This is a genomic window from Agrobacterium sp. T29 (assembly GCF_006970545.1).
GTDB lineage: Bacteria > Pseudomonadota > Alphaproteobacteria > Rhizobiales > Rhizobiaceae > Agrobacterium > Agrobacterium leguminum.
Genome location: NZ_CP040642.1, coordinates 138,728 through 158,156, shown reverse-complemented (window position 1 = coordinate 158,156; position 19,429 = coordinate 138,728). Strand labels below are relative to the sequence as shown.

Genomic DNA, 19,429 nt, shown 5'->3' with positions numbered 1-19,429 from the left:
TAATTCAAGTGAAAATCGACGTTTACAGCCATATTTAGCTATAATTGGCGATGGCTCGACTTTAATCATATGTTCTGTGAATGATGGAGGGTGAGATGGAGCAGCAAATTCAATCGAAAAGGCTTACGGGCAGAATTGCGGCAGAACGTATTCGCATGATGGAAGTGCCGCGTATTTCAGCAGCGGTGATCGAGGGCTTCAAAGCTCTGGGCGATCCGGTCGGTATCGTATCGGATGTAATGGATGAGCTTGGTATCCCGCACGGGGTCATCGGCAGCCATGTGTTGAAACCGACTATATCTGGTGCGCGGATTGTTGGCCCAGCCCTGACGTTGCGTAATATCGTCCAGCGTGTTGATCCGCTCAACGGTGCCAAAAACAAGGTGAACAAGATGGCCGAGTTCGAGGCTCACAATCTTGCCTTGCCCGGTGATGTCCTCGTTATTCAGGGTGTGCCGAATATCTCGAATATGGGGGGTATTTCTGCGCAAACGGGGTTGAGGCAGGGAGAAATAGGCGCCGTCGTAAGCGGCGCGATCCGTGATCTCGCTCATTCGCGTGAGATAGGTTACCCTCTTTGGGCGAGCGAGTTTACGCCGGTCACCGGAAAATGGCGCATAGAAACGGTTGAGATAAACGGACCCGTACAGATTGTGGATGTTCGTGTCGAGCCGGGCGATCTCGTACTGGCCGACGAAACCGGCGTTTGTTTCGTGCCCAGAGAACGTCTCGAAGACGTTCTCGTTCTGGCCCAGAAAAAATCCGAAGCGGAAAGCATCCGTTGCCAGGCCATTGATGACGGTGTTCCCATCTACGAATTGATCAACTCTTCATATGGGGAAAAGGCAAGGGGTGCCTAGTGGCATGAATTTGACATTTGATTCACACTTGCCGCGCCCTCGATATCTAATGTCAAACTTAAAAACTCCACTAGAATCATATACTTGCTAGTGGTTTTCATGATCGTGACATTTGTCCTCGACCGTGCAGCAAATGGTAGCGACTGTCACGATCAGGCCACTAGTAAACGGCGTTCATTTCACTAAGGGAGGAGGCCGGGCAACCGGCAACATTAAATGCAACCTTTCGAAAACATAAAGGTCATCGACTTTACGCATGTGCTTGCCGGCCCGTTCGCAACGTACCAGTTGGCAGTGCTGGGTGCGGATGTTCTGAAGGTGGAAAATCCAACAGAACCCGATCAGGTCCGTATCCAGGGACCGGACATTCCGCTGACCCACAGACAGATGGGAACGATGTTCCTGTCACAGGCTGCCAACAAACGCTCATTGACTTTGAACATTAAACACGAAACGGGCCGTGAAATCCTGCGCAAACTGGTTTCGGAAGCCGATGTTTTCGTCGAGAATTTTCGTCCTGGTGCGTTATCTGGCCTTGGTCTGGGCTACGACGATCTCAGCGCCCTGAATCCGCGTCTCGTTTATTGCTCCATCTCGGCTTTTGGCCAGAAGGGGCCGCGGGGCTGGCAGACGGGCTATGACAATGTCTTTGCGGCCAGTTCGGGGCTTATGGCAATGACAGGAACACCGGAGACGGCCCCGATGAAAGTGGGTGCTCCCGTCATCGATTACGGTACCGGCGCCATGGCTGCTTTCGCGATTGCCAGCGCACTTTACAAGCGCGAGCGTGATGGCCTTGGGCAGCACATAGACCTGGCGATGCTCGACGCAACACTGATGCTGATGAGTTCCCATATTACGGCTCATTCGGTAACCGGTCTCGTTCCAAGGCCGATCGGAAACGATTTCCCGTTTGCCACGCTCGGTTGTTATGAAACAGCAGATGGGGCACTCATGCTGGGCGCGGCTAATCTGAGACAGCAGAAGCGCCTCTGGATTGCGCTTGGTTATCCGGAGATGGTCAAGAATAATAATGACGAGCGTCTGGCAGACCGCAAGCGGGAAACTGAGTTGTTGACGCAACTCATGAAGCAGCGCAGTGCGCAGGAATGGGAGGATTATCTGGAGGAAAGGCATATACCGGCTGGTCGCGTCCGGACCATGGAGGAGGCTCTGGCCGATCCACAGCTTGCCAAACGCGGCCTTCTTCAGACATTTCCTCCAGACTTCGGCCTCGATAAGGCTTACCAAGTTCCTGTCGCGGCTTTTCAGTACAAACATGGCGGCGCAGCTGCAACAACACCGCCTCCCGAAATGGGGCAGCACAATAGCGATGTACTGAGTTCTCTTGGTTACTCGACCGATGAAATAGAAGGTCTGGCAAAGGAGGGCGTCATTTAGAAAATTGCTTATAGACAGGTAGCATCCGGCCTACTGGGAGTAGCCGCAAGCGAGAATGCTGCAAGCCAAATCAATACTATAAAAGGGGAAAACAATGAGCAACATTGTCCTTAAAAATCGTGAGTTCTGGATAGGCATAATCTTTATGGGATTTGCTTCTCTTGTCATTCAACAGGGAATGAATTTCGGAATGGGCCAGCTTTCCTCGATGGGGCCAGGTTACTTTCCCGTCGTCCTTGGAATACTGCTGCTGATCATCGGTCTAATAGCATTTGTAAGGTCGGTACTCAGACCGAAGCCGGATGAGCTCGTCGAGCCGATTGCGCTGCGATCACTCGGAATCGTATCGCTCGCCATATTCATAACAGGCTGGACGCTGACGCATCTGGGTAGTCTCATTGCTCTTCCGCTTCTTCTTGTCATATCAGCGTCGGGCAGTCGCGAAGTTCGATGGACGCCCGGTTATATAGCCTTCATCTGCGGTCTCGTGGCCGTATCCATCCTGCTATTCATCGTATTGTTGAAGATGCCTATTCCGCTCTTCGGCACACTTTTCGAATGAGGTGAATGATTATGGACGCAATCAGCAACCTTGCCATGGGCTTCGCCAGCGCGGCGGCACCCATCAATCTGCTTTACTGCTTCATAGGCGTATTTTTGGGAACAGCGGTTGGTGTACTGCCAGGCCTTGGTCCACTCGCCACTATTTCGATGCTCCTGCCATTGACCTTCGGTCTGCCGGCAGAAACGTCTCTTATCATGCTGGCCGGGATCTATTATGGTTCACAATATGGCGGGTCCACCACGGCAATCCTCGTCAATCTGCCGGGTGAAGCATCATCTGTCGTGACTGCGCTGGACGGTTACCAGCTTGCCCGAAAAGGTAAGGCTGGCCTGGCACTGGCAACCGCTGCCATTGCTTCCTGTTTTGCCGGTACGATTGCTACGTTTCTGCTGGCTATTTTCGCGCCTCCGCTCAGCAAGCTGGCGCTAAGCTTCGGTCCTGCGGATTACTTTTCGTTGATGGCGCTCGGTCTGATCGCGTCGATCATCCTTGCCCATGGCTCACTCCTGCATGCACTGGGCATGATCGTGCTTGGTCTGTTATTAGGTCTTGTCGGAACTGACGTGACATCTGGTGTCCAGCGCTTCACATTCGGCAGCGCGGACCTTTTCGATGGCATCGATTTCGTGATCGTGGCGATGGGCTTCTTTGGTGTTGGTGACATCATCGCCAATCTTGAAGAAGCGCACAAACGGACCAAGACCACCGAGAAGATCGGCAGTCTCATGCCCACGATGAAAGAGTTGCGCATGATGATTGCGCCGATGACCCGTGGCACGCTTCTTGGCTCCATTCTGGGTATCCTGCCAGGCGGCGGCGCGCTTCTGTCTTCATTCGCTTCTTACTCTCTGGAGAAAAAAGTCTCTCGCCGACCGCAGGATTTCGGCAAAGGAGCTCTTGCCGGTGTCGCGGGGCCGGAAGCAGCCAATAATGCTGGCGCACAAATGTCCTTCGTGCCCATGCTGACCCTGGGTCTGCCCTCCAACCCGGTAATGGCATTGATGATCGGCGCCATGATCATTCAGGGAATCCAGCCTGGTCCTGGCATCATGAATGAACAGCCCGTGCTCTTCTGGGGGCTGATCGCATCGATGTGGATCGGTAATGCGATGCTTCTCATCCTTAACCTGCCGCTGGTTGGCCTCTGGGTGAGAATGATCATGATCCCTTACACCATGCTTTTCCCGGCTATTCTGCTTTTCTGCGTCGTGGGTGTTTTCAGTTTGGGCAACTCCACCTTCGACATTTACCTCATGTCCATATTCGGGATCGTTGGATATATACTCAGCAAGTTGAAGTGTGAACCTGCACCTCTTTTGCTCGGTTTCATTCTGGGGCCGATGATGGAGGAGTATTTGAGACGTGCGCTTCTCCTGTCGGACGGAAACCTGAGTGTGTTCGTCACACGTCCAATCAGTGCCATCCTTCTCGGCATTTGTGCAGCCCTTCTCATCAGTATGGCGTTGCCGAGCGTCCGCGCCACCCGCAAGGTCGCGTTCGAGGAAGAAGCTGTTTAGTGCATATCGTCTAGAGATGTTTAGCGGATTTGAAATGGTATCCCCAAGCAGTTCGGTGGAGAGCGCAATTTCAAGTCCGCACATCAGCCAAAATCAGATACTGTCTTACTTACCTATAAATCTGAAGTTCGTTCTGCATATTAGAATGCGGTGGCGAACTTCAGATTTGCAGGACTAGAACCGATCTTACTCGGCGTTGCTAAAGGAATTCGATACCGATTTTTGGATCGACGATCGAAAATAGGTTACTCGCCCACATCGGCAAACGGCTTGCCACGATGCTGTGAACTGAACTGTTGGTGCTGATAGCCCAATTCTTCCGACAGGCTGCGCGCCATATCACAAAGGGTTTTCACATCGACACTTTCGGGCGCGACAGAGATTTTCTTTCCGGCAGCCGTCAGTGTCAGAACACATTCCAGTTGCCCGAAACTGTTGAAGACGGGTGCGGAGAGACTGGTGAGATACTTGTTGGGCGTTCCGGTTGCTATGCCGTAGCCTCGAAGGCGGATCGCATTGATCTCCTGGTTCAGGGAGGACGGAGTGTAGCTTGTAGGAAAGCCTTGCTCCCTGAGCGCGTTGAACTCGGCGGCAAGAAGGCCTTCTGTTTCCCTTTGGGGAAGATAGGCGGCGAATACGCGCCCGGTACAGGTCTCAACCATCGATGGTACGTGGCCGACGCGGCTTGCGACCAGATAATGCCGTGGCGGGTTGAAAACACGCACGACAACAGGGCTACTCGTAGCGAAAACGGAAACAATTATCATGTAATTTGTTTCAAATGCGAGATGCGAGGCGCGACGGAAAATCTGCTCCAGCGGTTCGATCGATCGCAGTCTTGCAAGTCCAAGCACAAGCGCAAATTGGCCCAGTTGGTATCGGCCGGTTGTTTCGTCCTGTTCAACGACATCGACATGCTTGAGACTGATGAGATAGGCGTGTGCCTGGGCCGGGGAAAGCCCTGCCTGTTGAGAAAGTTCCGTCAGCCCCATTGCTCCGCCGCTGTCAACAAGCGCCTGCAATAGACGGAAACCATTCAGTACCGAATTGATGCCCTTCGGTTTGGCCCTGCCGTTTGCTTTGATGTCAAGAGCTTCCGTGTATTCGCCCAACCTGCGCTCCCTGTTTCACCACACCAACAAAACGTCCGTGCCCACGTCATTCCAGTGCCATGGCTTTAGGTAAACGACAACAGCGCCGGATCATCCGGCGCTGTCATTTTTGCAGCCACCTCTTATTTAGTGCGGCTTAAGATTGTGACTTACACGGGCCAGCGCAAGATTACCTTTTCGGCAGTGATATCTGTTTTCAGCAGATTTTGCTGGCGCATCACGTCCATGATGTAAGTGAGGTTCGAAGGTGTGATCCGTGGCAGGAGGTTTGGCACCTTGATGGTCTCCACGATTTCTGGCGCCATTTTGGTCCATTTCGAAATGGAGGTCCGGGCCGCAACGTTATCCTTCAGCGCTATTGCCGTCCCCTCCTCCAAAGCTGCGCGGAATGCCGCGACGGCTTCCGGATTGCCTTTTGCCCATTCGGCATTGGCCTGATATCCGCCAACAACAACGCCTGCCGGGGCATTTTCGTAGAAATTGATGAAGTCTACTGCTGTGCCGTCATTTTTCATCATCTGGTAGTATGGATCGAACACCAGTGCCGCATCTATTTCTCCGCGCTTCATCATATCGCGATAATTGACCGCAGGCGCCTCGACCCATTTCAGCTTTTTGTAATCCAGTCCTTTTTGCGAGAACCAGTAGTTGAACATATAAAGCATGATATTGTTCAGCGCAGGCACAGCGAGGCGGCGTCCGAAAAGGTCTGACGGTTCCTTCAGTCCTGCGCCGGCCCTTGCCATCATACCGATATTGCCTGTCGAAGGCAGAACCTGTGCGCCTGCAAGGATGGTCAGCGGTAACCCGGCGTCAATTGCCTGTATGGTCGGCAAACAACTCAAGGTCACCATATCGACCGAGTTGGTTGCCACCGCTGGCACCATTGCCGTCGGGCCGACCGGACTCAGTTCGACGCTAACGCCGTGTTTTTTGAAAATGCCCTGGTCCTCGGCAAGAAACGTGCCGACGAAATCCACTGCGGTATTGTAGCCGATACGAACTTTGAATGATGTCTGTGCACGCAGGATAGCAGGTGTCGAGAGGGCGCCGAATGCCGCTCCTGCCAAAGCCAGCGCTGAGCGACGGGTGACTTTTAAGACCATGTTTTTGCTCCTTTTATAAAGCTTGGGAAAGGTTTGGAATGACATTCGTGCGACATCAGTGTTGCAGGCGTCGCCACTTCAGTATCCACCGGTCGAAGAGATCCAGAAGGATCGAACTGGTGATCCCGATCAGTGCGAGAAGTATCAGACCGGCAAAAATTTCTGCTGATCGGAACGAGCGGCCGGCAGCCAGCATCCATTGCCCCACGCCATCGACGCCAACCAACATTTCTCCGGCAATCGCCATTGCAAGTGAAGCTGTAAGGCTGAGGCGTGCCCCGGACAGGATTTCCGGCAAGGCGCCCGGTAAAGCGATTTTCCATGCGAATTCCAGCCGTGACATGTTGAAGACGCGCGCCACCTCGAACAATCTGGGTTCCACCCGTTGAAAACCATGCACGGTCGCCAGCAGGACCGGCCACAGGGCGCCGAAAGCGACCACTGCCAGAACCATGGTGTCACTCAGTCCAAACAGTGCGATCGCGACAGGAATGACCGCAGAGGCGGGCAGGGGGCGCAACATTTCCAATGTCGTTCCGAGATAATCCTGCATCCATCGGGAGCTTCCGATCAACGCGCCCAGGAAAACGCCGACGACAGAAGCCAGCAACCAGCCATAGATCATCCGCATAAGTGTTGCGCGAAACAGAAATGCGAGATCGCCGGTCTGCCAGCCGTCTATCAGAGCGTAAAATGCCTGCGCGGGCGAGGGCACAAAAACCGGAGAAATCAGGCGTGCATTGAAGGCCCGGTCCCAGAGGATAATGAGGAAGACACCGAGCAACGCACTCGCAAGATACCAAAACAGCCGAACGGTACTCATGCCGGGGTTCCTTGTGAGAGAAGTCTCTGAAAGACGTGTTTTTTCAGAAGGTTCATGGCAATGTTGAAAGAAACGCCAATGACCCCTGTCCATACGAGAATAGCCAGCATAAGCCCTGGATCCATAGCTTCGCGAGCCAGCATGATGGCGGATCCAAGGCCCTGAGGATTGGCTACAATCTCCACGGTTATGCCGATGACCAGTGAAAATCCGAGTGTAAGGCGCAAGGCAACGAAAACTCCTGGAAAAACCGCCGGTAATACGACCTTCCAGATTTGTTGCCCGAAGGACAATCCGAGAACACGGGAAACTTCCAGCAGGCGTGGCGTAACTCCGCGAACGGCAGCGCGTGTCATGACCATGTTCGGCCAGATCGTCGAAAAGGTTATGACCGCAACCTCCATCTTGTATCCCAGTCCATAAATGACCATCCAGACGGGCAGGAGCGCGATTGATGGCATTGCTCGGAATACTTCGACAGGAAGCTCTGCGAGTTGATCCATTGGCCTTTGCAGACCAAAAATCAGGCCTAGTGACACGCCAATAAGGCCGCCCAGGGCGAAGCCCGTCAGGACGGACCCTAATGTTTGCCATGTGGCAGTCATCATGGAGCCATCGCTGAAAGCACGCAGGCCTGCCACAAGAATGCGGCTTGGCGGAGCGAGAGTGTAACTGTCTGTATGAACTGCGATTGCCCACACCTCGGCAATACCCAGAAGTATTATGGGAAGCGCGAGCCCTTTCATGAGGCTGGCATAACGGTGAAACATCTTATGCCTCCGCCGCAGTTATGAAGCGTGTCAATTCTCGCCTCAGGCGTAGAAACTCCGGTGACTCTCGCGTTTCAAGCTGATGCCGAGGACGCGGAAGGTCTACCTCGAACACTTCAGCAACCCTGCCGGGATGCGGAAGAAGCCCCACGACCCGGTCTGACAGATAAATTGCCTCCTCAAGATCATGAGTGACGAAGAAAGCCGTTGCTCCGGTTGCTGCCAGAATTTCAAGCAATTCGTCCTGGAGGCCTTGGCGTGTCATCGCGTCAAGGGCACCGAAGGGTTCATCCATAAGAAGCAGACTGGGATTTTGTGCCAGGCATCGGGCAATTTGCAAGCGTTGTTGCATGCCGCCAGACATCTGTCCGGGGTATTTGTCAGCATGTCGCTCAAGCCCCGTCTTTCTTAGAAGATCCGCAATGATCGGGCCGCGTTCCGCCTTCGGTAAGCGCGCAGCCTCCAAAGCGAGAGAGACGTTGCCAGCCGCTGTACGCCAAGGGAGAAGCGCTTTGCCGTAGTCCTGAAAAACAACTGAGATATCCTGGGTTGGCCCTTTCAGTTCTTTGCCATTGAAAAATATTCGCCCATCGGAAGGCTGGAAAAGTCCGGCAAGTAAACGGAGCAGAGTCGTCTTTCCACACCCCGATGGACCAATCACGCACACGAATTCTCCGGGTGTAAGATCCAGTCTGATATCTTTCAATATCGGAGGACCTCCGAGCGAAAGATTGACATCGAGGAGACGTACTAGAGGTGCCTGCTCCTCTCTTGTGAAGGGTGCCCGAAGCGGCGCGGCCGCAATTTTGTTTACCATCGTTGACCTCAATTTCATTCCGCAGGACGGTCGTGGTGCAAGATGTCATCCAGCCGCATACCAGATCCTGACAGCCATTCCGCTCCATTGCGCACTGCGCCAATTCGCGACGCGCCGCAGCGCGCCCGCAGATCAGTTCAGTGATGCGTGAAGTGGAGAGATTTCAGTAAAAATGAATTGCTTCATTATTGCTGAATATTCGTACCCGCTGAAAAGGAAGGGGTCAATGGATGTGCGTTCATATTTTTTGAAAAACTCTTTTATGATCAAATGTTTAGCATCAAATGCCTATTTGGTGCGCCCGATGCATATTCAACGGGCAAAAAAATTACAGGAGAGCCGCGTCATTTCGTATCGAAATGGACTTCATCAAAAACAGAGATGGCCTTGAAGTATCCGTGTAGGCCGTTTTCCATATAATGGATGTAACGGCAGTTTATGCCCCCCAACCAATCCGGGATCATCTTTCGGAAAGCATGATCATGGATATGGATACAAAAAGAGCGCCATGTATCCCCGACGGATCCATGGCGCTCTTAATCAAGGCATATCTAATTCATATTCCGGGGTTCGTTTAGACGAACTCGCGGTAAAAATGTCGCTACAACCGGATTTGTTGCCTGCTTCAGACCCTTTCCAGGCCAACCGCGATGCCCTGACCAACCCCGATGCACATTGTCGCGAGCGCTTTGTTCTTTCCTGATAAAGCCAGTTCCAGCGCGGCACTACCGGCAATGCGGGCTCCGCTCATGCCGAGTGGATGACCCAGCGCGATTGCACCGCCATTGATGTTTGCGCGTGGATCATCGTCCGCTACGCCGAGCTGGCGCAGCGTGGCAAGGCCTTGGGATGCAAACGCCTCGTTCAGTTCGATGACGTCGAGGTCTTCCTGCCTCCAGCCCAATCGAGCCAGCAGCTTCTGCGAAGCAGGGGCGGGGCCGATGCCCATGACGCGCGGTGGTACGCCAGCCGTCGCACCCCCAAGGATACGAGCAATCGGTGTCAGGCCATATTTCTTGGCTGCTTCCGCCGAAGCGATGACCAGGGCCCCAGCGCCATCATTGACGCCGGAAGCATTGCCCGCCGTCACCGTTGCGCCATCACGTTTGTTCACCGGCTTGAGCTTTGTGAGCGATTCGAGGCTTGTTGTGCGCGGATGTTCGTCCTTCGAGACGACCAATGGATCGCCCTTGCGTTGCGGGATCGTTACCGACACGATCTCCTTGTCGAGACGGCCATTCGCCTGTGCCTCAGCCGCCTTTTGCTGACTGCGAACGGCAAAAGCATCCTGATCTTCACGGGACACCTGATAATCAGCAGCAACGTTGTCACCCGTCTCAGGCATGGAATCGACGCCATATTGCGCCTTCATCAGCGGGTTGACGAAACGCCAGCCGATGGTGGTGTCATAGATCTCGGCATTGCGCGAAAAGGCGCTTTCCGCTTTCGGCAGAACGAAGGGCGCGCGGCTCATGCTTTCCACGCCACCGGCGATCATCAATTCCGCCTCGCCCGACTTGATGGCGCGGGCTGCCGTAATGACGGCATCCATGCCTGATCCGCACAACCGGTTGATCGTCGTTCCCGTCACCGAAACGGGCAGCCCTGCAAGTAGCAAGGACATACGCGCGACGTTTCGGTTGTCTTCGCCGGCCTGATTGGCGCAGCCGAAGATCACGTCATCAACTGCTTCCCAATCGACGGAATTGTTGCGTTCGATCAAGGCTTTGAGTGGGATTGCGCCGAGATCGTCGGCCCGAACAGAAGAAAGTGCACCACCGAAACGGCCGATGGGCGTGCGGATGTAATCGCAGATGAATACTTCAGTCATATCTATACCTCAGAGTTCGGGAGCTGTCAGATCGGCAACGGGGCCTTCGATGTGGAGTTTCGCACCGGTCAGGGCCTGCAATTCATCGAAGGTCATGTCGGCAAGCTTTTCGCGCAATACGAAATGCCCGTTCACAACGTCGATCACCGCGTGGCTGGTGTAGATGCGGGTAATGCAGCCGACGCCCGTCAGTGGAAAAGCGCATTTTTCTACCAGTTTCGGCTCGCCGTTCTTGGTGACATGCTCGGTGATGACGAAAACCTGCTTGGCGCCGTGGACCAGATCCATCGCGCCGCCGACGGCAGGCACGCCCTTGGAGCCAACGCGCCAATTGGCGAGATCACCGTTCTGCGCCACCTGATAGGCGCCGAGGATCGCCACATCCAGATGCCCACCACGTACCATGGCGAAGCTGTCTGCATGGTGGAAGAAAGAGGCGCCGGGCTTCAGCGTCACGGCTTTCTTGCCGGCGTTGATGAGGTTCCAGTCCTCTTCGCCCTCTGGCGGCGCTTCGCCGAAATTCAGGATGCCGTTTTCGGTGTGAAAGATAGCCTGGCGGCCAGGAGGCTGGTAACGGGCAACCATTTCGGGAAAGCCTATGCCGAGGTTTACGTAAGCGCCATCTTCGATGTCCTGCGCCGCGCGCCATGCGATCTGGGCATTGGACAGCTTGATGTCTTCGCGGGTGTCTATTGTCTGGGTCATGCGTAGGCTACTCCCGCGCGAATAAGTTCTTCTTCCTGCTGCGGATCGGCGATTTCCACGACGCTATTGACGAAAATACCGGGGGTGACGACATGTTCGGGATCGATCTCACCGGCAGCGACGATCTTTGAGACCTGCGCGATGGTGGTCGCGGCCGCCATGCACATCAGCGGATTAAAATTGCGGCCTGCCTTGTTGTAGGTCAGGTTGCCATAGGTGTCGCCGACCTCGGCCTTGACGATGGCGAAATCGGCCTTCAGCCAGCGCTCCTGCACGTAAGACCGGCCTTCGAATTCGGCGATCGGTTTGCCGTTTGCAAGCTCGGTGCCGAAGGCCGTTGGCGTATAAAACGCCGGAATGCCTGCGCCACCGGCACGGATACGCTCGGCAAGCGTGCCCTGCGGCACAAGCTCCAGTTCGATTTCACCAGCCAGATATTTGTCTGTGAAGGCGCGGGGGTCGGACGAGCGCGGAAACGAGCAGATCATCTTTTTGACCATGCCTGCGTCGATCATCGCAGCGATGCCGATACGGCCGTTGCCCGCATTGTTGTTGATGACCGTCAGGTTCTTAGGTCCTTTATCGATCAGCGCGTGGATGAGTTCGATAGGCGCGCCGGAGCCGCCAAATCCACCGATCATCACCGTCGCGCCGTCACCGATGCCCGACACAGCCTCAGCCGCGCTTTTGATTGTTTTGTCCATTTAAAACCTCCATCCAGCCATGCCATGAAACCCGCTGGCCGCCTGTACGACAAATAAAGCGGGAAACCGGCTCGACGGCAAGAAATTTGTGCGTTATATGATTTTTGTTCGATTATCGCACAAAAAGAGGCGCACTATGGTCGTCAACGAAAGAGACATGATGGGCGGCCTCGCCAAGGGGCTAAGGGTCATCGAAGCCTTCAGCGCCGAACGCCCGCGCCTTTCAATTTCGGATGCGGCGGAGATTGCCGGACTAGACCGCGCCACCACGCGCCGCTGTCTGCTGACACTTTCGGAACTGGGTTATGCCGCCTATGACGGGAAATTCTTCACCGTAACGCCGAAGGTTCTACGGCTTGGAACAGGCTGCCTCGCCACCATGCCGCTGCCGCGCATCGTCCAACCTCTGCTAGACCATCTGTCGGAAGAGATCGGCCAGAGCACATCCGTCTCCATTCTGGACGAGACGGAAATCGTCTATGTGGCGCGTGCCGCGCAGCAGCGGGTCATGTCCATCGCGCTGATGCCCGGATCTCGGCTACCTGCCTATTGTACGTCGATGGGCCGGGTTCTTCTCTCAGCACAAACGCCGGAGCGACAGCGCGAAATCCTCGAAGCATCCCGACTGGTCGCCAGAACCCCGAAAACCCTCACCGACATCGATGCGCTGCTTGCCGAAATCGAAGTGACCCGCATTCGCGGATATGCCATGATCGATCAGGAGGTCGAAATCGGCCTGCGTTCAATCGCGGTACCGTTAAAAAACGTGCGCGGAAACACAATCGCGGCACTGAACGTTGGCCTGCCGGTTACAGAAACGTCAATGAAGGAGATCTTTGAGAGATATTTTAAGTCTCTGTTACGCGTACAGTCTGAACTTGCAAGTATGCTGGCCTGATAGCCAGCAATAGCATGCACCACTTAATGACTTTCTGCAAAACCAAAAAATTTTGCAGGATTTTCTACCAGAATCCGCTGCAATGTCCGCTCGTCTGCAAGGTCTCCAAGCGTATCAACGAGATCGCCATCGTCCGGCATTGGTCCATGCAGATTCACATGGGGCCAGTCGCTGCCCCACAGCAGGCGTTCGGGCGCATGGGAAATGAGAAGGCGCATCAGGGGGCGAACATCGTCGAAGGGAGCTGAGCCTTTCGAAAGACGCTCCGCGCCGCTCAATTTGAGCCATATTTTACCCGCGTCTAGAAGTCTCAGAATCGTTGCCGTGATTGGGCCTTGTAACCCCTCACCGACATCGAGGCGCGCCATATGATCAATCACCACAGGCACGGGCATATTGCGAATGAAGTCTTCCATTTCCACAAGGCCGTTTCCGGCGACATGAACAGCCGCATGCCAGCCGAATGGCTGTACCAGGCGGATCACCTCAGCGACGTTGGCAAGGTTCGGCTTGCGCAGGTGAGACATGAAGCTGAAGCGAACGCCGCATATGCCCGCTTCGTCATATTCGGAAATCGCCTTTCCATTGATTTCGGGCTCAACGACAGCCACGCCCTTGTAGCGTCCCTTGTTTTCGCGTAGCGCTGCCAGCAGCGGGGCGTGGTCGAAACCATGCCCCTGGCTGTGAACGATGACTGCTCTGTCAAAGCCCAGATGATCGTGTAGCCGGCGCAGGCTCGACTCCGGTGCTTCATGTGGCGTAAAGGTCCGGTCCTGCGGCAGCGGAAAGCGCGCAAATGGCCCATAGATATGGCAATGGGAATCGCATGAGCCTGACGGCAGCACGGTTCTTGGCTTGCGGGGCTGTGCCAGTGGCGGTTCGCCTTCGGGCTGCACGGATCGGTTTTTCAACTGTTCGTTCACGCTGACATCCTCAATCACACCTTGCAACCATGCCGCCATCGACGACCAGTTCGGTACCCGTCACGAAACGCGCTTCGTCGGATGCAAGAAAGAGGGCTGCATTCGCTGTATCTCGTCCATCGCCCATGAAGCCGAGGGGAATGCGGGCGAGGCGTGATTGCAGCAAGGCATCGACGTCTCCGCCTGAGCGCTGGCCTGCGAGACGCGCTTCTACCATGGGTGTATGCATCTGCCCTGGCACGACAGTATTCACACGGATGTTTTTCTTCGCGTATTCGACAGCCGTGACGCGTGAGAATTGTATGATCGCGGCCTTGGAGGAGGCATACGCAACCTGTGGCGCGCCGGTGAAGCGCAGTCCCGATGTGGAAGCCGTATTGACGATGGAGCCGCCACCTGCCTTTTCCATTTCGGGAATAGCGTGTTTGCAGGTCAGAAATACGCTTTTCAGATTGAAATCGATTTGCCTGTCCCAGTTCTCTTCGGATAGCGCAACGGCGCCACCTGCAGATGAACCGCCAACATTGTTGACGAGAATGTCCACCTTGCCGAAACGCTCCACACAACGCCGCACCATCTCGGCCACCTGGTCGTTGTCCGTCACGTCGCAGAGATGGGTTTCGATCTCGGCGCTGGTTTCCCTGGTGCGCTCGACAGTTTCTTCCATTGTCTCCGCGCGTAGGTCTACCGCGAAGATTTTTGCACCCTCGCGTCCAAAAATGACGGAGGCAGCGCGTCCGTTGCCCCAGCCGGGTCCAACGCAACCTGCGCCTGTGATGATAGCGACCTTATCCTTAAGTCTTCCTGCCATTTTCGTTTCTCCTTCATTCGATACCAGCCTTGTGGGCCGGTTCTGGGATCAATTCTCGAGTTCGCGCGGTTCGCCTTCAGGCGGAAAAATCTCGAATGCGTTCAGCGTCATGGAGACCAGTGTGTAGTATCCCAGCAACCCGACGAGCTCTACGACGCCACGCTCACCAAGCTGCTCGACGGCGAAGGCATGTGTTTCAGCCGAAATGACGTGTTTTTCGTGCAGTTCGGTCACATAGAGGTAAATCGATCTTGCTTTGTCGTCCTGGAATTCCGGCGCTGTCCGTGCCGCAATCGCGTCCACGATCTGCGGTTCGAGTCCGGCATTGAGAGCTTCTTTTTTGTGGATGTACCACTCGTAATGAGAGGTCCAGCGCCTTGCGACCATGAGGATCGCGAGTTCGGACATTTGTGCTCCGAGGATCGTGTCGTAGCGTAGGAACTCGCCAAGTTTCTGCGCTCGCGCACCGAACTGCGGGCTATGGATCCATGCCCTGAGAGGAGCGGGCATGCGGCCTCGTTTACCCGATGCGGCTTCGTCGGCGACCTGCTTCTGGGCATCGTCCATTTCGTCTCGGGTGAGATCAGGCATTCTCATTGGGTATTCTCCGTGCGGTTTGAGCGATGTGAATGCAACGCTTGAGGCATCGCGACAAAAGGGCTATCTGGCGTCAGAAGCAGGTGGGTGCTGACGCAGGCGCGCTTTTTTTTGAGCACGTGTCCTGTTTCGAGCAAGTGCTTTGCCGACAGTTTGGGAGAGAGCAGGGCATGGACATTCGGGCGCTGAAATACTTTGTTCAGGTAGCGCGGGCTGGCAGTTTCAGCGCCGCCTCCAGTCATCTCAATATTGCCCAGCCCGCTTTGAGCCGGCAGATCAAGAAGCTGGAAGAAGAGCTTGGAGCTGTACTGCTTGTCCGCCACGGGAAAGGCGTCGAGATCACGCAGGCCGGTGCTCATCTCCTGACGGAAGCTGAAAGTCTCATCGAGCATTTTTCGCGTGCGATCAGCTCTGTAAAAGCCGACAACCATAATTTCGCGGGCAATATCGCGCTTGGCGTTGCCCCTACGTCCGGGTTGTTGATCGCTCCGGAAATCTTCCGCGTTTTTCAGCGGCAGTGGCCGGATGCCACGCTGACGATCCGCGAAGGTATCAGCACATCGCTTGAAGAATGGCTTCTGGACCGCCGAATCGATATCGCTATCCTGCACAATCCCATGCCCATCCATGGTATCGAGCTTAAGCCCCTTCTGCAGGAGCGCATGGTGCTTGCCAGCGCTCCTGACGCAAACGACGATTCTCCGGTTGGCTTTCACCAGCTTGACGACATTCCCCTTATTCTTCCGAGTTTGCCTCACAGCAACCGTCGGCTGCTGGAGCGCACGGCGCTGCAGCAGGGTGTCCGGCTGAATGTGAAGCTGGAGGTCGACAGCGTTCCGCTCGTCAAGGCTCTTGTCAAGAACGGCTTCGGAGCGACCATCCAGACTTTCGCAGGAGTTGCCGAAGAAGTGCGTCGTGGCGAGCTTTTCGTTCGCCCTATAGACCGCCCGCGGGTTGTTTCGACCATCTGCATTGCGACGTCCAAGGATAGCAAGACCCCTTGGCTGACGCTCGAACTTGAGCGTCTGCTGCGCGCCTGCGTACGTCAACTGGTCGAAACCGGCCAGTGGGCAAGCGCGAGGTTGCTCGGCTCTGACTGACATGGCGATCGCCTCGTTCAGCTATGGGAGTGTGCGGTTGACGGTGCGAGCCGGGTTTCCTCTACGACCTCATCGGTTTCAACATGGTTGTAGTCGTAAGCGTCCCACTTTGCCTGATCGAAAGACTTTTCCCACTTGGCGATATAGAGGGTCGCCACCGTGTTGCCGATAACGTTGGTCAAGGCGGTGCAGGTTGCCATCAAACGATCCACACCGAAGAGAAGACCGAGACCGTTGAGAGGCAGTGTCTTGACGGTTTGAAGGGTTGCCGCAAGCTTGATGAAAGCACCGCCAGCCACTGTAGTTCCACCCTTCGAGGTCAGAAGCAGGATAGCCAGAACGCCGAGTTGCTGCCAGAGTGTGAACGGGGTGTCGGTTGCCTGTGCGATGAAGGCAATGGCAATTGCCATGTAAATTGACGTGCCATCGAGATTGAAGCTATAACCGCTCGGAACGACGAAACCGACGATGGCGCTGTCACACCCTGCTTTTTCGAGCTTGCGCATGATGCGCGGCAGCACGACCTCGCTCGAAGCGGTCCCGAGAACCAGCAGCAGTTCGTCACGGATCATGCGCAGAACCTTGATCAGTGAGAGTTTGATGGATGTCAGGACCAGACCCAGTACGACGACCACGAAGAAGATCGAGGTTGCCCAATACAGAATGACCAGCTTTGCGAGATAAAGTAGCGTCGCCGCTCCAAAGGCGCCAACAGCGGCGGCAATGGCACCGAATGCACCAATGGGCGCAAGGCGCATGATGAAACCGAGAATGCGGAACAGCACATCCTGAGCTTCGCCGATGCCCCGGATAAGGGCAGAATCTTTCTTCGCCCCTCCGATGCTGAGTGCGGCACCGGTCAGGACCGATATCAGCAGAACCTGAAGGATTTCACCCTTGGCAAAAGCGTCGACTAGCGTCGATGGAATGATGCTCATGAAAAAGCTAAGTGCGGTGAAGTGTGAAGCGTTATCGGCAATTTTGGTGACATTCGCATCCAGCGCCATGTTCGTCGCATGAAGGCCGACGCCTGGCTCGAATACGTTAACGGCGACGAAGCCGATGCCCATGGCGATTGTCGTCAAAATTTCGAAGTAGAGGATCGACTTGAATGCAAGCCGACCGAGTTGTTTCATATCAGCGATGTGTGTGAAGCCGTGCACGATCGTGCAGAAGATGATGGGTGCCAGCATCATCCGCAAAAGAGCGATGAACGCATCACCCAGAGGTTTCATGGCAATACCTGTGGCAGGCGCGGCAATGCCCACGACGATGCCTAGAATGATGCCAATAAGAACCTGAACGTAAAGCTGCTTGAGATATTTCATGATATGTCTCCTCCTGGGCCTCCGCCCATCGGGAGAAAATACGAAATGGTTCTCGTCCGTCCAATACTATTGAATCATCGGTTTCTATGCTGTTTCGGCATAGGGTCTGACGTATCGTTTTATCCCATCCAGCCTGCATCTGATAGCGAGTTTGCCATGAACAGAAGGCTGGCGCGCAGTTCCTCGCGCTGAACGATGCCGCCAAGGCATACGCGGACATGCTCGTCCGGTTTCCCAAGTATTGTAAAGGCATCGGAGGGCATCAGTCCTACATGCCGGCCTGCCATGCGCCCCATTAGTTCGGCCCTGCTTGCTCCCATCGGCAGCTTCAGCCAGATATTGAAGGCTTCGGGTTCGCCGCGAAAATCGTAACCTGCAAGCGTATCGGTGGCAATCTTTTGACGGGCGGCGCTTTCCGTGCGGACAAAATGGCGTATGGCGTCAGCCGTGCCGTCCTCGATCCATCGTGTGGCAAGTGCCATGCAAAGCGGAGAGGGCATGACAGCGCTTGCACGCAGCGTCTGTGCCAGCGCATAGGCAGCTCTGGCATTGGGAGCAACTGTATAGGCGAGACGAAGGCCAGCGCCGAGGCATTTGGCAAGCCCGCCGATGTGCCATGTCAGGTTTGGCGCGAGTGTTGCAAAGGGTGCGGGCACGGCAGCCGGGATGAAGCCATAGGCGTCGTCTTCGATCAGAGGAAGCCTGTGGTGATTGAGGACTTCCGCGATTTCCATGCGCCGCGCCTGTGGAATCGTAAGCGTGGTCGGATTCTGAACGGTCGGGTTAAGATAAAGAGCTTTTGGCTGATGGAGATAAATTGCGGCATCCAAAGCATCGGGCAGGATGCCTGAGCCGTCCATTGGAAGGCCTACCAGTTGAAGCCCCATGCGCGCTGCGATGGCGCGCAGTCCCGGATAGGTGACCCCTTCGCACAGGATCACGTCTCCCTGGCGGGTCATCGTCGATAATATGGCGGTCATCGTCGCATGCGCGCCGGGAGTAATCGCGATGCGTTCGAGGCTGGGAACCATGCCGCGTTTGGAAAGCCAGGAGGATGCCGCCGCCTTGTCCTGAACTCCGCCTGTGGTGGATTGGTAGCGAAGCAGTGATATGAGGTTCGCCGAAACCGTTTTCAGACCGTCCTGCATGCGGGCCACAAGATCTGGATCCTGAGGCTCCGGAGGCATGTTCATCGAAAGATCCTCGTCCCGGGCGCGGCGGGGATCAATTTCATGGCGGGCATGTGCGGGGGCGCAGGCAAATGTGCCGCGTCCGACATGGCTTTCGACGAGGCGGCGTGCATGGGCTTCGGTGTAGGCACGGCTGACTGTCGTGAAGTCGATGCCAAGGCGCTCTGCCAGTTTGCGCTGGGGAGGTAATCTCTCTCCAGCCGTGATTTCCCCACCCTTGATCGCTGTTTCGATCGCGTCTGCGATCTGCATATAGCGCGGTTTGCCGTCGGGCTTGAGCGCTGGAAGCCATTTTATCATGCTGATTTGTTTCCTGACGATTGTAAATTGTTTCTAATTGTATGGATTAATTCCGGTTGATGCAAGCAGGT

At 55.2% G+C, this 19,429-nt stretch carries 19 protein-coding genes; 6 read left to right on the top strand and 13 right to left on the bottom strand.

Annotated elements, in window-relative coordinates; translation table 11 throughout:
* The first annotated feature begins 95 nt into the window (after positions 1 to 95).
* The 4 genes from FGF54_RS25820 to FGF54_RS25805 all read left to right on the top strand — a co-directional run bounded on the left by FGF54_RS25820 (position 96) and on the right by FGF54_RS25805 (position 4,343).
* Complete coding sequence (locus tag FGF54_RS25820; protein ID WP_142781760.1) at positions 96 to 860, top strand: RraA family protein; 765 nt, start codon at positions 96 to 98, stop codon at positions 858 to 860.
* A 216-nt stretch (positions 861 to 1,076) separates the two neighbouring features.
* The gene (locus FGF54_RS25815) at positions 1,077 to 2,261 is read left to right on the top strand and encodes a CaiB/BaiF CoA-transferase family protein (protein ID WP_142781759.1); all 1,185 of its coding nucleotides are present in this window, start codon (positions 1,077 to 1,079) and stop codon (positions 2,259 to 2,261) included.
* Between the two features lie 94 nt (positions 2,262 to 2,355).
* Entirely contained in the window at positions 2,356 to 2,823 is a 468-nt protein-coding gene (locus FGF54_RS25810; RefSeq protein WP_142781758.1) for a tripartite tricarboxylate transporter TctB family protein, read from the top strand.
* A gap of 11 nt (positions 2,824 to 2,834) precedes the next feature.
* A complete protein-coding gene (locus FGF54_RS25805; RefSeq protein WP_142781757.1) occupies positions 2,835 to 4,343 on the top strand; it encodes a tripartite tricarboxylate transporter permease in 1,509 nt (502 codons plus the stop codon).
* A 245-nt stretch (positions 4,344 to 4,588) separates the two neighbouring features.
* Here the strand turns inward: FGF54_RS25805 and FGF54_RS25800 are convergent, their stop codons facing one another.
* From FGF54_RS25800 to FGF54_RS25765, 8 genes are all read right to left on the bottom strand, one after another.
* Positions 4,589 to 5,455: an IclR family transcriptional regulator gene (locus FGF54_RS25800; protein WP_142781756.1), complete on the bottom strand. Its 867-nt coding sequence runs from the start codon at positions 5,453 to 5,455 to the stop codon at positions 4,589 to 4,591.
* A 149-nt stretch (positions 5,456 to 5,604) separates the two neighbouring features.
* Complete coding sequence (locus tag FGF54_RS25795) at positions 5,605 to 6,561, bottom strand: ABC transporter substrate-binding protein (protein ID WP_168208268.1); 957 nt, start codon at positions 6,559 to 6,561, stop codon at positions 5,605 to 5,607.
* Positions 6,562 to 6,616: 55 nt separating this feature from the next.
* The gene (locus tag FGF54_RS25790; protein WP_371734042.1) at positions 6,617 to 7,477 is read right to left on the bottom strand and encodes an ABC transporter permease; all 861 of its coding nucleotides are present in this window, start codon (positions 7,475 to 7,477) and stop codon (positions 6,617 to 6,619) included.
* On the bottom strand, positions 7,381 to 8,154 hold the full coding sequence (locus tag FGF54_RS25785; protein ID WP_142781754.1) for an ABC transporter permease: 774 nt from the start codon (positions 8,152 to 8,154) through the stop codon (positions 7,381 to 7,383). Before FGF54_RS25785 ends, FGF54_RS25790 begins: the two co-directional genes overlap by 97 nt.
* Before the next feature lies 1 nt (position 8,155).
* Positions 8,156 to 8,971 (bottom strand): ABC transporter ATP-binding protein, encoded by an 816-nt coding sequence (locus tag FGF54_RS25780; RefSeq protein WP_142781753.1) that lies wholly within the window; start codon positions 8,969 to 8,971, stop codon positions 8,156 to 8,158.
* A gap of 625 nt (positions 8,972 to 9,596) precedes the next feature.
* Complete coding sequence (gene pcaF, locus FGF54_RS25775) at positions 9,597 to 10,802, bottom strand: 3-oxoadipyl-CoA thiolase (protein WP_142781752.1); 1,206 nt, start codon at positions 10,800 to 10,802, stop codon at positions 9,597 to 9,599.
* Between the two features lie 9 nt (positions 10,803 to 10,811).
* Positions 10,812 to 11,507 (bottom strand): CoA transferase subunit B, encoded by a 696-nt coding sequence (locus tag FGF54_RS25770; RefSeq protein WP_142781751.1) that lies wholly within the window; start codon positions 11,505 to 11,507, stop codon positions 10,812 to 10,814.
* On the bottom strand, positions 11,504 to 12,211 hold the full coding sequence (locus FGF54_RS25765; protein WP_142781750.1) for a 3-oxoacid CoA-transferase subunit A: 708 nt from the start codon (positions 12,209 to 12,211) through the stop codon (positions 11,504 to 11,506). Before FGF54_RS25765 ends, FGF54_RS25770 begins: the two co-directional genes overlap by 4 nt.
* 136 nt (positions 12,212 to 12,347) lie before the next feature.
* On the opposite strand from FGF54_RS25765, the gene FGF54_RS25760 reads away from it, so the two are divergent.
* Positions 12,348 to 13,109, top strand: a complete 762-nt coding sequence (locus tag FGF54_RS25760; protein WP_142781749.1) for an IclR family transcriptional regulator — start codon at positions 12,348 to 12,350, stop codon at positions 13,107 to 13,109.
* Between the two features lie 23 nt (positions 13,110 to 13,132).
* On the opposite strand, the gene FGF54_RS25755 is transcribed toward FGF54_RS25760, so the two are convergent.
* Genes FGF54_RS25755 through FGF54_RS25745 form a run of 3 tightly spaced genes read right to left on the bottom strand, consistent with a single transcriptional unit; the run spans position 13,133 to position 15,440 of the window.
* Positions 13,133 to 14,032 (bottom strand): amidohydrolase, encoded by a 900-nt coding sequence (locus FGF54_RS25755; protein WP_246667073.1) that lies wholly within the window; start codon positions 14,030 to 14,032, stop codon positions 13,133 to 13,135.
* A 10-nt stretch (positions 14,033 to 14,042) separates the two neighbouring features.
* Complete coding sequence (locus FGF54_RS25750; protein ID WP_142781747.1) at positions 14,043 to 14,843, bottom strand: SDR family NAD(P)-dependent oxidoreductase; 801 nt, start codon at positions 14,841 to 14,843, stop codon at positions 14,043 to 14,045.
* Positions 14,844 to 14,891: 48 nt separating this feature from the next.
* Positions 14,892 to 15,440, bottom strand: a complete 549-nt coding sequence (locus FGF54_RS25745; protein ID WP_142781746.1) for a carboxymuconolactone decarboxylase family protein — start codon at positions 15,438 to 15,440, stop codon at positions 14,892 to 14,894.
* Between the two features lie 32 nt (positions 15,441 to 15,472).
* Here FGF54_RS25745 and FGF54_RS25740 point away from each other — a divergent pair, with 32 nt between their 5' ends.
* On the top strand, positions 15,473 to 16,540 hold the full coding sequence (locus tag FGF54_RS25740; RefSeq protein WP_371734041.1) for a LysR substrate-binding domain-containing protein: 1,068 nt from the start codon (positions 15,473 to 15,475) through the stop codon (positions 16,538 to 16,540).
* A gap of 17 nt (positions 16,541 to 16,557) precedes the next feature.
* Here the strand turns inward: FGF54_RS25740 and FGF54_RS25735 are convergent, their stop codons facing one another.
* Positions 16,558 to 17,868 carry a cation:dicarboxylate symporter family transporter gene (locus FGF54_RS25735; RefSeq protein ID WP_142781744.1) on the bottom strand — a complete coding sequence of 437 codons (1,311 nt, stop codon included), beginning with the start codon at positions 17,866 to 17,868 and terminating at the stop codon, positions 16,558 to 16,560.
* 119 nt (positions 17,869 to 17,987) lie between these two features.
* Positions 17,988 to 19,358 (bottom strand): PLP-dependent aminotransferase family protein, encoded by a 1,371-nt coding sequence (locus FGF54_RS25730; RefSeq protein WP_142781743.1) that lies wholly within the window; start codon positions 19,356 to 19,358, stop codon positions 17,988 to 17,990.
* Positions 19,359 to 19,429 lie beyond the last annotated feature (71 nt).

Coding starts and splice junctions, on each gene's coding strand:
- FGF54_RS25820 (WP_142781760.1), top strand. CDS start 96: ATGGAGCAGCAAATTCAATCGAAAAGGCTTACGGGCAGAATTGCGGCA.
- FGF54_RS25815 (WP_142781759.1), top strand. CDS start 1,077: ATGCAACCTTTCGAAAACATAAAGGTCATCGACTTTACGCATGTGCTT.
- FGF54_RS25810 (WP_142781758.1), top strand. CDS start 2,356: ATGAGCAACATTGTCCTTAAAAATCGTGAGTTCTGGATAGGCATAATC.
- FGF54_RS25805 (WP_142781757.1), top strand. CDS start 2,835: ATGGACGCAATCAGCAACCTTGCCATGGGCTTCGCCAGCGCGGCGGCA.
- FGF54_RS25795 (WP_168208268.1), bottom strand. CDS start 6,561: ATGGTCTTAAAAGTCACCCGTCGCTCAGCGCTGGCTTTGGCAGGAGCG.
- FGF54_RS25790 (WP_371734042.1), bottom strand. CDS start 7,477: ATGGACAGGGGTCATTGGCGTTTCTTTCAACATTGCCATGAACCTTCT.
- FGF54_RS25785 (WP_142781754.1), bottom strand. CDS start 8,154: ATGTTTCACCGTTATGCCAGCCTCATGAAAGGGCTCGCGCTTCCCATA.
- FGF54_RS25780 (WP_142781753.1), bottom strand. CDS start 8,971: ATGGTAAACAAAATTGCGGCCGCGCCGCTTCGGGCACCCTTCACAAGA.
- pcaF (WP_142781752.1), bottom strand. CDS start 10,802: ATGACTGAAGTATTCATCTGCGATTACATCCGCACGCCCATCGGCCGT.
- FGF54_RS25770 (WP_142781751.1), bottom strand. CDS start 11,507: ATGACCCAGACAATAGACACCCGCGAAGACATCAAGCTGTCCAATGCC.
- FGF54_RS25765 (WP_142781750.1), bottom strand. CDS start 12,211: ATGGACAAAACAATCAAAAGCGCGGCTGAGGCTGTGTCGGGCATCGGT.
- FGF54_RS25760 (WP_142781749.1), top strand. CDS start 12,348: ATGGTCGTCAACGAAAGAGACATGATGGGCGGCCTCGCCAAGGGGCTA.
- FGF54_RS25750 (WP_142781747.1), bottom strand. CDS start 14,843: ATGGCAGGAAGACTTAAGGATAAGGTCGCTATCATCACAGGCGCAGGT.
- FGF54_RS25745 (WP_142781746.1), bottom strand. CDS start 15,440: ATGAGAATGCCTGATCTCACCCGAGACGAAATGGACGATGCCCAGAAG.
- FGF54_RS25740 (WP_371734041.1), top strand. CDS start 15,473: ATGCAACGCTTGAGGCATCGCGACAAAAGGGCTATCTGGCGTCAGAAG.
- FGF54_RS25735 (WP_142781744.1), bottom strand. CDS start 17,868: ATGAAATATCTCAAGCAGCTTTACGTTCAGGTTCTTATTGGCATCATT.
- FGF54_RS25730 (WP_142781743.1), bottom strand. CDS start 19,358: ATGATAAAATGGCTTCCAGCGCTCAAGCCCGACGGCAAACCGCGCTAT.